The organism is Pseudoalteromonas sp. c7(2019), from assembly GCF_011378625.1.
Taxonomy (GTDB): Bacteria; Pseudomonadota; Gammaproteobacteria; order Enterobacterales; family Alteromonadaceae; genus Pseudoalteromonas; species Pseudoalteromonas arctica.
The window spans coordinates 1-304 of record NZ_WTKS01000143.1 but is presented as its reverse complement, the minus strand read 5'-3'; the positions used below and the strand labels follow the sequence as shown (position 1 = coordinate 304).

At 38.2% G+C, this 304-nt stretch carries 1 protein-coding gene; it reads right to left on the bottom strand.

Features of this window, described 5'->3' with window-relative positions:
- The coding region (locus tag GQR38_RS20345; RefSeq protein ID WP_165738094.1) for a hypothetical protein at positions 1–304 on the bottom strand (304 nt) is incomplete at both ends.

The following is a 304-nucleotide window of genomic DNA, read 5'->3' as shown; positions in this document are numbered from 1 at the left end:
CATTTTAGCTTTACCTGATGTGATCAATTTCTGGCCTTTCTCAATATTAGCTTCGCCTTCAACAATGTTGGCTTTTCCGCGTTTAATGAGTTTATTACCTTCAATCAGGTTATCTTCACCGTCTTCCCATTCGTTAGCAATTACTTTTAGTTTAGCAACTCGCTTCAATGCAAGATCTGCAGACTCAACGCCAACAACAGTTTGAGACAGAGTCTGATAAGCTAACTTATTTTTTTGGATTTTAATATTGCCAGAGGCAACTAATATCTCACCTTTACTTAAGTAAGTGCGGCCTTTCTCTGCT